A 12317-nucleotide genomic window follows, 5' to 3' on the forward strand; every position below is an offset into this window, starting at 1 on the left:
CTCCAATCTTCTTCTCCTCCTATTTCAACAACCTTCCCAGCGCTTCGTTGACGAGGGCGGGGTTGGCCTTGCCCTTCATCTTGCGCATGACCTGCCCGACGAAGAAGCTGATGAGCTTGGTCTTGCCGCCCTTGTAGGCTTCGGCTTCGGCGGGGTTCTCGGCGATCACCTCGGAGACGGCGGCGTCGATGGCGGAAGTGTCGGACACCTGCACAAGGCCCTTTTCGCGGACATAGGCTTCGGGCATGACGCCGTTGGCGTATACTTCGCTGAAAATATCCTGTGCGATCTTGGCGCTGATGAGGCCGCCGTCAACGATCTTGGCGAGCTCGGCAAGGGCTTCGGGCCTGAGGGCGGAATCTTTAAGAGCCACGCCGGTCTGGTTGATCTCGCGGAGCATGGGGCCGGTCATGTAATTGGCTATCTTGCGCGGCTCGTTGTACAGGGCCACCGCCGCCTCAAACAGATCGGCCTGCGCGCGGTCGGACGTGATGATGTCCGCATCCTGTTCGGGGAGCTTCCACTCTTCCATGAACCGGCGGCGGCGCTGCGCGGGCAGTTCGGGAAGGCTGGCCTTCCAGCTTTCGAGCTGCTCATCCGTGATGTGTACGGGCACGAGATCCGGGTCGGGGAAATAGCGGTAGTCGTGCGCCTCTTCCTTGTCGCGCATGGACATGGTGATGCCCTTCACGCTGTCGAACAGGCGGGTCTCCTGAACCACCTTGTCCCCATCCTCCAAAACATCCTGCTGGCGGGCAACTTCGTACTCAATGGCCTTCTGCACATGGCGGAACGAGTTCAGGTTCTTGAGCTCGGTGCGGGTGCCGAACTCGGCCGCGCCTTTGGGACGGATGGATACGTTGGCGTCGCAACGGAAGCTGCCTTCCTCCATGTTGCCGTCCGTGATGCCGAGGTAGACCACGATGGCGTGCAGGGCCTTGAGATAGGCCACCGCTTCCTCGGCGCTGCGCATATCGGGCTCGCTCACGATTTCGATGAGCGGCACGGCGGCGCGGTTGAGGTCGAGATAGCTATGGTCGCCTTCGTGGATATTCTTGCCCGCGTCGGTTTCCATGTGGATGCGGGTGATGCCGATGCGCTTGGCCTCGCCGCCGACATTGATGTCCAGATGCCCGAATTCGCACAGCGGGCGCTCGAACTGCGAAATCTGGTAATTGTACGGCATGTCGGGGTAGAAGTAGTTCTTGCGGGCGAACACCGAATCGTTGTTGATGGTGCAGTTAAGGGCAAGGCCCGCGCGGGTGGCGTACTCCACGGCGGTCTGGTTCAGGACGGGCAGCACGCCCGGCATCCCGGCGCACACCTCACAGACGTTGGTATTGGGCTCCACCCCGAACGTCGTGGGGCAGGAGCAGAACAGCTTGGATTTGGTGCAGAGGTGGACATGCACTTCAAGGCCGATGACGGTTTCATAAGCGGACATAGGGCGACTCCGAAAGGCCGAACGATTCTCAATATGTTTTCTGACGACACCCCTTTTGCCCTGCCGCACGGCTGACGAAGCGCCTCACCCAAAAAGATGAAAGTCTTGGGAGAGGAAGGGGTGGGGTTCGGGGAGGGGAAGGAGAAGCCTTTCTTCAGAAAGGTTCTCCTTCCCCTCCCCGATTCTCATCTATTTTCCATACAGCTCAGGGTTCAACGTGGGGTCGTTGTACATCTTGAACTGGAAATACAGCTTGGGGGTCTTGGTCCCCTCGACGAACTCGGTGACGAGGTGCTTGACGGCAAGGCTGAGGTCGGCGCGCTGCTCCTTGAGGACTGCGAGCTTCTTTTCGCAGGAGGCGATGTGTTCGGGAGTCACGTCGGTGCGCCTGACCTGCTCGTCCATGTGCCAGATCTTGAGGCTGAGGATGGAAAGGCGGTCGATGGCCATGCCGAGGGATTCCGTATTGATGTGCGGCGCGGGCGAGGCCGGGAGCAGCGGGGAGAGCAGGGCCACGAGGCAGGCGTCCACGCGCTCTATGCGGTCGTTGCGCTCCTGATTGAGCCTGTCGATGCGGTACTTGCAGTCTGCGATGACGTCGGGCGTCACGTCGCGGCGGCGGGCCGTGTCCTCAATGTGCCAGAGCCGGAAATTCCGCAGGTGTTGCGCGCGGACGAGGGCAAGGAGCACATCGGGGGAGGCTGGGGCGTCGGGGGCGACGTCGGCGGCTTCGGGTTCCTGGCTGTGCCAGAGGGCCGTGGCTTCGTTTTGGGCGTCGAAACAGGCATCCAGAAGCGTGAACAGTTGCGTGGGTGTGGTCATGGCTATTCCTGATAGGCGTTGGAGATGGTGGCGTCAAAGAACTTGCCGACGCCGTAGTCGCCGCGGCGGAAGAATTTTTCCGGGCCGGGGCCGACGATCTGGAGTTCGGGATGGGAGCGCTGCATGTCCAGAGCGATGCGCATTTCCTTGGTGCATCCGGTGGAGAAGGTGGCGTCCTTGCCCGACCAGACGGGCGGGACCTTGAGCCCCATGAGCCCGAAGCTGTCCTCGATGTCCTCCATGCTCTGGAAGCGCCAGATGTTGATGAGCCCGCTGCGCTGCACCTGCTCCCACATGAACATGAGATCGTCCCCGTCCATGCCGGGCTCGAAATATTCCGCCGGGTTGATGATGAAGACCTGATCAAGCCGCTCCCGCAGCGACCGGACGAACGTGTCCGCCACCTTGATCGCCGTGGCGGTCTGGCCGGGGATGCTGCCGATGATGCAGCTGTAGAACATCACGGCCTTGCCGCTGTCCTTGGAGGCGCGCATGCTCTTGATGATGGTTCGGGCCTTGGCCGTGAGCGCCTGCTCGCTGAACTTGCGGATGCCGGGCGCATGGGGCTTGAGCTGCATGCGCACTTCGCCGCGATCCTCCCAGAAACAGAAGACGTCACGGGTGAAGAGGTGGCTCGTGCCGAGGAGCACGTCGCGGTTGCAGCGTCCGCGGGCGATGACGGCGTCGCTTTCTTTCCATGCGCGGGCGAAGGTGACCGAGGTGCGGTACAGGTTGAGCCGCTCGCCCGTGCCGTCCGAAATGATGAGCAGGCGGTTTTCCCGCAGGCGGCGGAGCAATTCGTTCTTGGATGCGGCCGGAGCCTTGAACAAATGGGATTCCGGCAGGCTGTCCACCAGCAGGGGGTCACGATCCATGTCCCAGATGGTCGGGGCGTAGTAGACCGGCGCTTCCTTGAGCGTCAGGATGACCTTGTGCCCCAGCCGCAGCAGCGTCTGGATGATCCGCAGATCAAGGGCAAGGCCGCCCTCCATCGCGCAGATGTAGAGGAACGTGCGCGGCGGGCCGGGGAAAAGCTCCTCCACCTGCGGGATGAAGGCTTCGGAACCGGTAAAGATGTCCGGGAACCCGCACTTGCCGCTTTCCGCCGCCGCGCAGTTGTGGATGAGCTGGGTGAGGGTGCGGTGCGAGCGCCCGGCAAGGTGGAAGAGGCGGGCCAGCTCAGCCAGATCCAGCGCGCGGCGCAGATCGGGAATGCCCTCGGCGCTCAGGCCGTCGGGCAGGCGTCCGAGGGCATTCTGCAGGGCCTGCGAACGGAGGAAGGAGGCGAGCGTTTCGTTGTAGAACAGGCGTTCGTTCAGCCACGGATCGCCCGCGTCGAAATGGCTGATGAGCGTGGTGACCAGCCGCTTGACGAGGCGGGAGGGCAGGATGTTGCCGAGCGCGAGGCAGCCCCGGAAGCGGTGGCGGCAGTAGTTGATCATGTCGCGGCGCTTCTGGCGGTCTTTTTCGTAGCGGACGACCCGGATGATGGAGCGCCATGCCGCAATATACTGGCTGCGCACGCGGGGCGGAAAACTGCGGAGGTGGAAGGAGGCCGCCAGTTCCCGGAAGGTGGCGTCGGAACACGGCGCGTACACCTGCCGCTCGTCCAAGGCGACCATGAAACGGAGCTGCTCCGGGCTGGCGACGCCGCTGGGGTTGATGCCGTGCTCGATGTTGTTTTCCGCGCAAAAGCTGTAGAACCACGCATCAAAGCCGGGATGGTCGCCGAGCCGGAGATCGCTGACCTTTCCGATGTCGGGAAGCCTGTTCATGCCTGCTCCGGGGCGGACGTCCCGCCCGTCTGGATAAAGCCGCGCTCGCGCAGCCGCTGGAAATAGGTGCCGGATGAGCAGGAAAGGACGCGCAGCCCGGCGTCGAGGCTTTGCACCCGGATGACGTCGCCGCCGCACAGGGGGATGCCTTCCTGCCCGTCCACGGTCAGGAACGCGTCGGGCGCGGCGTCGTCGGTTTCGAGGCGGATGCGGGAGTCCGCGGGCAGGACGATGGGCGGGAAGCTCTTGAAGAAGGGCGAAATGGGCGTCAGGGTGAGGGCCTGCACCTTGGGGTGCACCAGCGGCCCGTGGGCGGACAGGGCATACGCCGAGGAGCCGAGGGGCGTGGAGACGATCACCCCGTCGGAGCGCACGACGCCCATGTCTTCGCCGTCCACGGACACATGGACGGGCAGCACGCGGGCGATGGCGCCGCGCCCGACCACCACGTCGTTGGCGGCGTGCCCGCTGGCGATGGGCGTCCCGCCACGCAGGAGCTCCCACGCGAGCAGGAGGCAGGTGCGCGTGATCATCTTTCCGGCGAGGAGGCGTTCCAGCGCAGGTTCCCAGCCGGCGGCGGGAAGCTCGGTCAGAAAGCCGACCTGCCCGAAATTGATGCCGAGAAGCGGGATGTCCAGCCCGGCGAGCTTGCGGCCCACGCCGACGAAAGTGCCGTCGCCGCCGAGGATCAGGATTGCGTCGGCGGTGCGGGCCCTGCCGACGAGTTTTTCGGAAGGGCAGTCGGCGGGAAGGGCGGAACAGGCCACGCCGTGGGCTCCGAGCCACTGGCCGACGGCTGCTGCGGTGGCTTCGGCGGCGGCATGCCGGGCCTTGGTGACGAGAAGTATGGAGGTGACGGAGTGCATCTGCTTTCAGTAGTAGAATCCCTGTGATTCTTCAATAGCAAACTTGGGCGCCCGGTACCGCCGCCGTATCGTTTCGGCGGGTTGTGGGGATGCCGCACGGCCCGCATGGAGTTGTCAGCGGGGGCTGTTTCGCTTATAGCTCAAAGTTCGCCGCAGGCGGGTTGCAGAACGGGAATCAGGGATTATCTGTGTATGCGGCCATGCGGTTCGGAGGAGCATCTTTATGGACAAAGCCCTGCAAATGATTTCCCAACATGCGGAAGACGGCGCGAAACTGCGCCGCGATTTTTTTGCCGTCCACGGGGGCAAGGTGGCCGAGGCCGCCCGGCGCATGGCCGTCGCCGTGGCGCGCGGAGGCAAAATTTTGCTGGCGGGCAACGGCGGGAGCGCGGCGGACGCCCAGCACTGGGCCGCGGAATTCGTCAACCGGTTCCTGATGGATCGGCCTCCGCTTCCGGCCATCGCGCTGACGACCGATTCTTCCGTGCTGACGTCCATCGGCAACGATTTCGGCTACGATCTCGTCTTCACCAAGCAGGTGCAGGCGCTTGGGCGGCCCGGCGACGTGTTCGTCGGCATTTCCACCTCAGGCAACAGCGCCAACGTCATCGGCGCGCTGCAGGCGGCCCGCAAGCAGGGCCTGTTCACCATCGGCCTGACCGGGGACGGGGGGGGGCGCATGGCCCCGCTGTGCGACATCCTCCTTGCGGTGGGGCATCCGTCCACGCCGCTCGTGCAGGAGACGCACGCCGCCATCGGGCATATGCTCTGCGCGCTGACGGACTACTACCTTTTTGAAAATGTGATGGCCATCAAGCCTATGCTTGACTGAATACGTTTACAGGAGAAGCGTCATGCCCATGTTTGAATACCGCTGCACCCGTTGCGGCCATGAATTTGAAGAACTTGTTTTCGGCGATGAAACCCCGGTGTGCCCGGCCTGCCGTGCCGAAGCCACGGAAAAGCTCATCTCCAAGCCGTGCCGCCACTGCGAAGGCGGAAGCCTCGGAGATTTCGGCGCGCCCTCCGCGCCGTCTTCCGGGGGCGGATGCGCCGGCTGCTCCGGCGGCAACTGCGCGAGCTGCCACTAAATTCCCCAAAGCCGGGGAGGGGCTTTCCGAAAGGCGGCCTTTCTCCGGGTTTCCCTTTCCCGGATATGTGTGAGGGGGCGGCTCCGGTACGGCGGCGTCCCTCAAAAAGGCACCGTATCCACCAGCCAAGGATCGTTATGGAAAAACTCGTTATCGCCACCCGTGGCAGCCGTCTGGCCCTCTGGCAGGCGAACCATGTGAAGGACAGCCTCGAAGCCGCGCATCCCGGCCTTGTGGTGGAACTGAACATCATCAAGACCAAGGGCGACATCATCCTTGACGTGCCGCTGGCCAAGGTCGGCGGCAAGGGGCTGTTCGTAAAGGAAATTGAGGAGGCGCTCCTTTCCGGCGCGGCGGACATCGCCGTACACAGCATGAAGGACGTTCCCATGGAGCTCCCTGAGGGCCTCATCCTCGGCATCGTGCCGGAACGCGAGGACCCCACGGATTTGTTCCTTTCGGTGGATTACGATTCGCTGGAAAGCCTGCCCGCCGGGGCCGTGGTCGGCACGAGCAGCCTCCGCCGCCAGGCGCAGGTATTGGCCCAGAGGCCGGATCTTGAAGTCGTTTCCCTGCGCGGGAACGTGGATACGCGGCTCCGCAAGCTGACGGAGGGGCAGTTCGCCGCCATCATCATGGCGACGGCGGGCATGAAGCGCCTCGGCCTGTCAGTGCCCAAGGAGCGCCCGCTTGCCCCGCCCGCGTTCATCCCCGCCGTGGGGCAGGGCGCGCTCGGCATCGAATTCCGTGAGGATCGCAAGGATCTCGCTGAAATGATGGCCTTCATGGAGCACCGTCCCACCCGCATCTGCGTGGAGGCCGAACGCGGCCTGCTCGCCGGGCTTGACGGCGGCTGTCAGGTTCCCATTGCCGGGCACGCGGAAATGCTCGACGGCGACACCTTTGAACTGGAAGGTCTGGTCGGCGAAGTGGACGGTTCGGTGATCATCCGCCGCAAGGTGACGGGCCGCGCCGATGAAGCCCGCGCCGTGGGCCTCGCTTTGGCCCGATCCCTCGCCGAGGACGGCGGGGCCGAGATCCTCGCCAGGGTGTACGCGCAGTAAGTTTCCCGCCGCCGGGCTGTCCCGGCTGCGGCCCTCCCGTTTGGGGTTCCCGGCCTGCGCCGCAAGGAAAGCCGATGCCTTTTGGGAGGTGCCGCGCTCTTTTCACGGCGAAAGCCTTTGAAAGGGGATGGGGAGGGAAGGGGACGGCCTTTCTCCGGAAAGGTTTTCTCTCCCCTCCCTGTGGCCTTTTGAATCCATATAGGAAGAGTATGAGTAAAATAAAGTCTCTGCCCGGCCAGCGCCTCTGTTCGAGCCTGCCCCCGGATCGCATCCCTTGGGAAACGAGCGACGCCATCCCGCGCAACGGGCACCGCAAGGTGGCCCCGCAGCCCCGTGCCCTCAAAGCGTTGGAGCTGGCGCTGCACATCCATACGGCAGGGTACAATGTCTATCTTTCCGGCGAGTCGAACCTTGGGCGTACCTACATGCTCCGGGAGTTTCTCGAACCCCGCATCCGCAAGGCCCAGACGCCGCCGGATCTGCTTTACGTCAACAATTTTGATGACGCGGATCACCCGCTGCTGTTGTCCGTCCCCGCGGGGCAGGGCAGGAAGCTGCGTTCCATCCTCTCGCAGGCGCTGGCGGACATCCGCAAGGAACTGCCCGTCCGTCTGGAAAACGAGAGTTACGTCAAGAAACGCTCCGAATTGCAGGATCGCTTTCAGGCCGTGCGTTCCGGGCTGATCAAGCAGATGGACAAGACCGCCGGGAAACAGGGCTTCAACCTCGATATGGACGATCAGGGTAGCCTGACCCTGTATCCTCTGGTGGAAGGCAAGCGCCTGAGCGAAGACGAGTACGAGCATCTCGATCCCACGTTGCGTCAGGGGCTCAAGCAGAAGGGCGATACCCTCCTGCGGGCCATGTCCGGCATGGTGCGCAAGCTGAATTCCGCCGAGCAGTCCTTCCGCTCGGACGAGAGGACGCTGGAGCGGGAAGTGATCGGTTCTGTGCTGTCCGCCGTGCTGGCCCCCGCCGTGGAGCGCATCCTGAAGAACTGCGCCGGGCCGGACGGCGAGCCGGATTCCGCCTTGAAAAAGTATTTCGAGGCCCTGCGTCAGGACATTCTGGATCACCCGGAAAGTTTCCTGCCCCGCGAAACGCAGCCCCCGCAGGCCCTGAGCGCCGCGTTGTCCGGCGATGCGCAGCATCCGGAGACGGACACGTACCTTTATGACGTGAACGTGTTTGTGGACAACAGCGGGAACAAGGGCGCGCCCCTGATCATTGAAGACCACCCCACCACCGCCAACCTGCTCGGCTGCGTGGAGCGCGAGTCGGAAATGGGCGCGCTGGTTACGGACTTCACGCTGATCAAGGCCGGGTCCCTGCACCGGGCCAACGGCGGTTTCCTTGTCCTGCACCTTGAGGACATCCTCCAACATCCAGGCGCATGGGAAGGGCTTCTCCGCGCCCTGCGCGCCGGTTCCGCGCGGCTTGAGGAAGCGGGCGACGTGCCGGACGGCGCTGTCCGCACCAAGGGCATCGAGCCGCAGCCGGTTCCCCTGAACCTCAAGGTCGTGCTCATCGGCAACGAGGAACTGTACGAAGCCCTGCTGACCAACGACGACCGCTTCGCGAAGCTGTTCAAGATCAAGGCGCACATGACCGAGACGGTGGAGCGCACCGCCGCCGACATCCGTTCGTGGCTCATCCGCATCGCCGGGATCATCGACGAGACGCGCCTTCTGCCGTTCAGCCGCACCGCGCTGGCGGGGCTTGTGGATTTCAGCTCCCGCGTGGCCGAGGATCAGCGCAAGCTGTCGCTCAAGTTCCCGCTCATGCGCGACGTGATGATCGAAGCCTCCGCGATGGCTTCCATGAAGCAGTCCGCGCTGGTGGAGGCCGAGCATCTGGAAGAGGCGCTCGAAGCCCGCATGTACCGTGCGAACCTTGTGGAAGAGCTCTATATGGAAGAGTACGACCGCGAGCTCATCAAGGTGCGGACGTCGGGTTCCGCCGTCGGGCGGGTCAACGGCCTGTCGGTGTCGTGGTACGGGGATTTCGAGTTCGGCCTGCCGCATCAGATTTCCTGCACCGTAGGCGTCGGGCACGGCGGCATCATCGACCTTGAGCGCGAGGCCGAGCTCGGCGGCCCCATCCACACCAAGGCCATGCTTATCCTCAAGAGCTATCTTGTGGATCAGTTCGCCCGCAACAAGCCGCTTGTGATGACCGGGAGCCTGTGTTTCGAGCAGAATTACGGCGGCATCGAAGGCGATTCCGCCTCCGGCGCGGAGCTGGCGGCATTGCTGTCGGCGCTTTCGGAAGTGCCGCTCAAGCTGTCCCTCGCCATCACCGGCGCGGTGAGCCAGTCCGGCCAGATCATGGCGGTCGGCGGCGTATCCCGCAAGATCGAAGGCTTTTTCGGCATCTGCTCCCGCCGTGGGCTCACGGGTGAGCAGGGCGTCATCGTCCCCCGCGACAACGTGGATCATCTGATGCTTTCGCCGCGCATCCGTGAAGCTGTGGATGCGGGCAAGTTCGGCATCTATCCGGTGGAGCACATCACCGAGGCGCTTGAGCTTCTGACCGGCATCCCCGCCGGGAAGCCCCTCAAGAACGGCGGGTTCACCCGTGGTTCCCTTTACGATCTCGTCGATCGCCGCTTGCAGGAGTTCGGCCACAGCGCCGAGCACGCGTATTCCAAGCCGTTGAGGAGAAGGAAGAAGTAGGGGCGGGGTAGGCGTTGTTGGGGGAGGGAAGGGGAAACTTTCTAGAGAAAGTTTCCCCTTCCCTCCCCCAAACCCCCTCCTTTCCCCTTCAAAGACTTTTGTGTTTATCGAATCCCTGTTGCCGTTTTTCCCTGTTGAGGGGGGATGGGGCAGGAGGAGCCGGAGTTGAGGCCGCCCGCTGTCCGTTTATCGGGAGAGCGGGCGGTTTTTATTGGATTGGAAACAGGGATGGGCGGTTTGGTATAACCGAATGTTTTGGGAAGGAGGGGCAAAGGGAATATTTTTTGAATATCGGACTGTTATTTCCTGTTCTTCAAGTAGGCGACCGAAACGGCGCTTGCCACGGACATGGCGGCGATGGTGAGGAAGGCGAGGCCGAACGTGTAGTATTCGCCGCAGTAGCCGATGAAGAAGGGGATGCCCCCGGCGGAGATGAGCCCGGCGACGGGCATGGTCAAGGAAAGCAGGATGGGCTGCTCATTGGGGGAGAAGCTCTGGGCGAAGACTTTGAACAGCGGCGGAAAGACGAAGGCCATTGAAGCAGCCTGCAGGAATACGCCGCAGAGTGCGGGGATGCGGGATACTGAGGCGTCCACGGACATGAGGCACAGGGCAACGGCATGGAGCAGGAAACAGGCGCTGACGGTGCGTTTGGCGTTAAAGCGGTCGGCGGCCCATCCGGCGGTGATGACGATGACCGGCATGGCGAGGCGGGAGACGGAGAGGCCTAAGTTGGCCTCTTCCGGCCCAAATCCTACCGCACTGACGAGGAAGATTTGCAGGATGCTGTAGACGGAGAATTCGCCGATCATGGAGACGGCCAGCAATAGCGAGACGATCCAGCTTTCAGGGTTTCTGAGGAGTGCCCCGCATCCCTTGAAGGATGGGGCGTCGGTGCAGGTATTGCCGCCGCGTCCCCAGAGCAGGAACGCCGATGCTGTACAGATCATGAGGGCGCCCATGATGGCGAAGACCCCCCTCCAGTCCGTGAAGATGAGCCCCGCCTGAGCGAGCAGGGGGATCAGGATAAAGCCCGTGTTTGGGGCCAGTTCATGGATGGCGACGGCTTTGCCCCAGTCTTTGGGGAAGACAAGCGAGGAGAGGGTTGCCATGCCCGCCGGAAAATAGAAACCGACACCAAGCCCGAAAGCTACGAAAACAAGACGTGCCTGGCCGAGCGTGTGTACCAGCGGCATCAGGAGGAGGATACATCCGGCGATGCCCAATGGGATGGCCGCAATCTGCCTTGGCTTGAAGCGCGAGAGGAGAAAACCGGAAACGGCCAGTGCCGAACTGAACCCGGCGCTTTGCATCAGGAGGAGGCTCGTCGCCTGCGCGTGCCCAATCCCCAGATCTTTCTCAATAGAGACAAGCAGGGGCGTCAGCGTGGAGCGTGACATGTAGTTCAAGAGAAACAGCAGCGCAACGAATCCCGCCCACGGCAGGGCTGTCCGGAACGGCATGGGTACATCTTTCGGGGGCATGGAACACACTCCTGACTGTAATCGCTTTTGCAGCATACCTCCATCTTCCCCGGAAGGCTAGGCAGCCGATGGAACGAGGCATTCGCCTGTTTGATGGTTTTCTAAGAAATCATTTTAAATTTCATATAATTAAATGAAAATTTCATTGGAAGCGCGAATGCCTTGACGGAACCGGTTCCTGCTTGCCGCCTGGCTCGTGGAATCGCCGGAAGGCGAGGCGGCGAATGAGACCCGCAATGGAGAGGCCCGGCGTCAGCTCAGCCTCATCGCCCGCTGAGGAGATAAATGAAGGTCCCTGTGGAGAACTCTCTAAAATCCTTGGCCCTGTCATAGTATGGGGTTGTTTCATCTCCACAGTGCGGTGAAAATACAGCCTTTTTCTCCGGTTGTCCCCTTGGCGGGAGCTACGGATAAGGCATTTTTTCAGTTATCCCTTTGGAACTTCAAGGAAAAAGCATCAACCATTTTCTATAACACAGCCAAGAGAAATATACTCCTTTAACTGCCGGAGGCGCGAGCGTCAGCGAACTTTGAGGACGTCCCCCGCCGCATGGCAATGCGGTATGGAGGGGGCGAGGAGCGGTCAAATGTCCCGCGAAGCGCGGTCGAGAGCGGCGAAGCCGCGCGAGACGAAGCGCCGTCAGCCGTTGCCGGAGGATGCCTTTCACCGCGCTGGAAGTGCGTCCGCCTTCACGGTAGTGAATGTTCCGCTGAAACAGGGGCAGATGAACGACCTCTGATTGCTGTATCAGCCGGAAACTTTAACACAGCTAAGACATTTTGTTGGTTATCCCTTTGGAACTTCAAAGAGAAAAATATCAACCATTTTCTATGATACAGCCAAATTTGTTGTTTCCATTGAGTTTTTTTAAGCCATCTGCTGGCGACCCCAGCGACGAAAACGGCTTTCCTCGGCATCTGTCTTGAATTACATGATCAGCAATGAAATACCAGCCTCTTGTTATGCCAGAGCCAAAAGCAAAGCCTCCCCTCATACGAAGGAAGGCTTTCATTTACGGTACAGCCGGGAACAGGGATTCGATAAGGTCGAAAATCTTTGAAGGGGAGAGGGTGGGGTTTGGGGAGGGGGAGGGGA

Annotated in this window: 10 protein-coding genes; 5 read left to right on the forward strand and 5 right to left on the reverse strand. The window is 62.2% G+C overall.

The window, feature by feature from the left end; all coding sequences use genetic code 11:
• Positions 1-19: 19 nt before the first annotated feature.
• The 4 genes from gatB to ACZM8Y_RS16430 all read right to left on the reverse strand — a co-directional run bounded on the left by gatB (position 20) and on the right by ACZM8Y_RS16430 (position 4907).
• Entirely contained in the window at positions 20-1444 is a 1425-nt protein-coding gene (gene gatB, locus ACZM8Y_RS16415) for an Asp-tRNA(Asn)/Glu-tRNA(Gln) amidotransferase subunit GatB (RefSeq protein ID WP_302553964.1), read from the reverse strand.
• 189 nt (positions 1445-1633) lie between these two features.
• Entirely contained in the window at positions 1634-2266 is a 633-nt protein-coding gene (locus ACZM8Y_RS16420) for a DUF4254 domain-containing protein (protein ID WP_482332021.1), read from the reverse strand.
• A gap of 2 nt (positions 2267-2268) precedes the next feature.
• Complete coding sequence (locus ACZM8Y_RS16425) at positions 2269-4041, reverse strand: hypothetical protein (RefSeq protein WP_482332018.1); 1773 nt, start codon at positions 4039-4041, stop codon at positions 2269-2271.
• Positions 4038-4907 carry an NAD(+)/NADH kinase gene (locus ACZM8Y_RS16430; protein ID WP_308771423.1) on the reverse strand — a complete coding sequence of 290 codons (870 nt, stop codon included), beginning with the start codon at positions 4905-4907 and terminating at the stop codon, positions 4038-4040. The genes ACZM8Y_RS16425 and ACZM8Y_RS16430 overlap by 4 nt, the downstream gene beginning before the upstream one ends.
• Before the next feature lie 223 nt (positions 4908-5130).
• Between ACZM8Y_RS16430 and ACZM8Y_RS16435 the strand changes: the two genes are divergently transcribed.
• The 4 genes from ACZM8Y_RS16435 to ACZM8Y_RS16450 all read left to right on the forward strand — a co-directional run bounded on the left by ACZM8Y_RS16435 (position 5131) and on the right by ACZM8Y_RS16450 (position 9737).
• Positions 5131-5739, forward strand: a complete 609-nt coding sequence (locus ACZM8Y_RS16435; protein WP_302552197.1) for a D-sedoheptulose 7-phosphate isomerase — start codon at positions 5131-5133, stop codon at positions 5737-5739.
• A gap of 22 nt (positions 5740-5761) precedes the next feature.
• The gene (locus ACZM8Y_RS16440) at positions 5762-5998 is read left to right on the forward strand and encodes an FmdB family zinc ribbon protein (RefSeq protein ID WP_308771422.1); all 237 of its coding nucleotides are present in this window, start codon (positions 5762-5764) and stop codon (positions 5996-5998) included.
• Positions 5999-6135: 137 nt separating this feature from the next.
• A complete protein-coding gene (gene hemC, locus ACZM8Y_RS16445; RefSeq protein WP_479859515.1) occupies positions 6136-7062 on the forward strand; it encodes a hydroxymethylbilane synthase in 927 nt (308 codons plus the stop codon).
• A 209-nt stretch (positions 7063-7271) separates the two neighbouring features.
• Positions 7272-9737, forward strand: coding sequence for a Lon protease family protein (locus ACZM8Y_RS16450; RefSeq protein ID WP_337432272.1), 2466 nt, complete (start codon positions 7272-7274; stop codon positions 9735-9737).
• Positions 9738-10036: 299 nt separating this feature from the next.
• Here ACZM8Y_RS16450 and ACZM8Y_RS16455 read toward each other — a convergent pair whose 3' ends face one another.
• On the reverse strand, positions 10037-11200 hold the full coding sequence (locus ACZM8Y_RS16455; RefSeq protein WP_489501901.1) for an MFS transporter: 1164 nt from the start codon (positions 11198-11200) through the stop codon (positions 10037-10039).
• Positions 11201-11808: 608 nt separating this feature from the next.
• On the opposite strand from ACZM8Y_RS16455, the gene ACZM8Y_RS16460 reads away from it, so the two are divergent.
• Entirely contained in the window at positions 11809-11961 is a 153-nt protein-coding gene (locus tag ACZM8Y_RS16460; RefSeq protein WP_482332001.1) for a hypothetical protein, read from the forward strand.
• The last annotated feature ends 356 nt before the right edge of the window (positions 11962-12317 follow it).

It is taken from the genome of Bilophila sp., assembly GCF_057864385.1.

Bases quoted from the DNA above. Each gene is read 5' to 3' on its own strand.
- ACZM8Y_RS16450 (WP_337432272.1), top strand. From the start codon at position 7,272: ATGAGTAAAATAAAGTCTCTGCCCGGCCAGCGCCTCTGTTCGAGCCTG.
- hemC (WP_479859515.1), top strand. From the start codon at position 6,136: ATGGAAAAACTCGTTATCGCCACCCGTGGCAGCCGTCTGGCCCTCTGG.
- ACZM8Y_RS16455 (WP_489501901.1), bottom strand. From the start codon at position 11,200: ATGCCGTTCCGGACAGCCCTGCCGTGGGCGGGATTCGTTGCGCTGCTG.
- ACZM8Y_RS16440 (WP_308771422.1), top strand. From the start codon at position 5,762: ATGCCCATGTTTGAATACCGCTGCACCCGTTGCGGCCATGAATTTGAA.
- ACZM8Y_RS16420 (WP_482332021.1), bottom strand. From the start codon at position 2,266: ATGACCACACCCACGCAACTGTTCACGCTTCTGGATGCCTGTTTCGAC.
- ACZM8Y_RS16430 (WP_308771423.1), bottom strand. From the start codon at position 4,907: ATGCACTCCGTCACCTCCATACTTCTCGTCACCAAGGCCCGGCATGCC.
- ACZM8Y_RS16425 (WP_482332018.1), bottom strand. From the start codon at position 4,041: ATGAACAGGCTTCCCGACATCGGAAAGGTCAGCGATCTCCGGCTCGGC.
- ACZM8Y_RS16435 (WP_302552197.1), top strand. From the start codon at position 5,131: ATGGACAAAGCCCTGCAAATGATTTCCCAACATGCGGAAGACGGCGCG.
- ACZM8Y_RS16460 (WP_482332001.1), top strand. From the start codon at position 11,809: ATGTCCCGCGAAGCGCGGTCGAGAGCGGCGAAGCCGCGCGAGACGAAG.
- gatB (WP_302553964.1), bottom strand. From the start codon at position 1,444: ATGTCCGCTTATGAAACCGTCATCGGCCTTGAAGTGCATGTCCACCTC.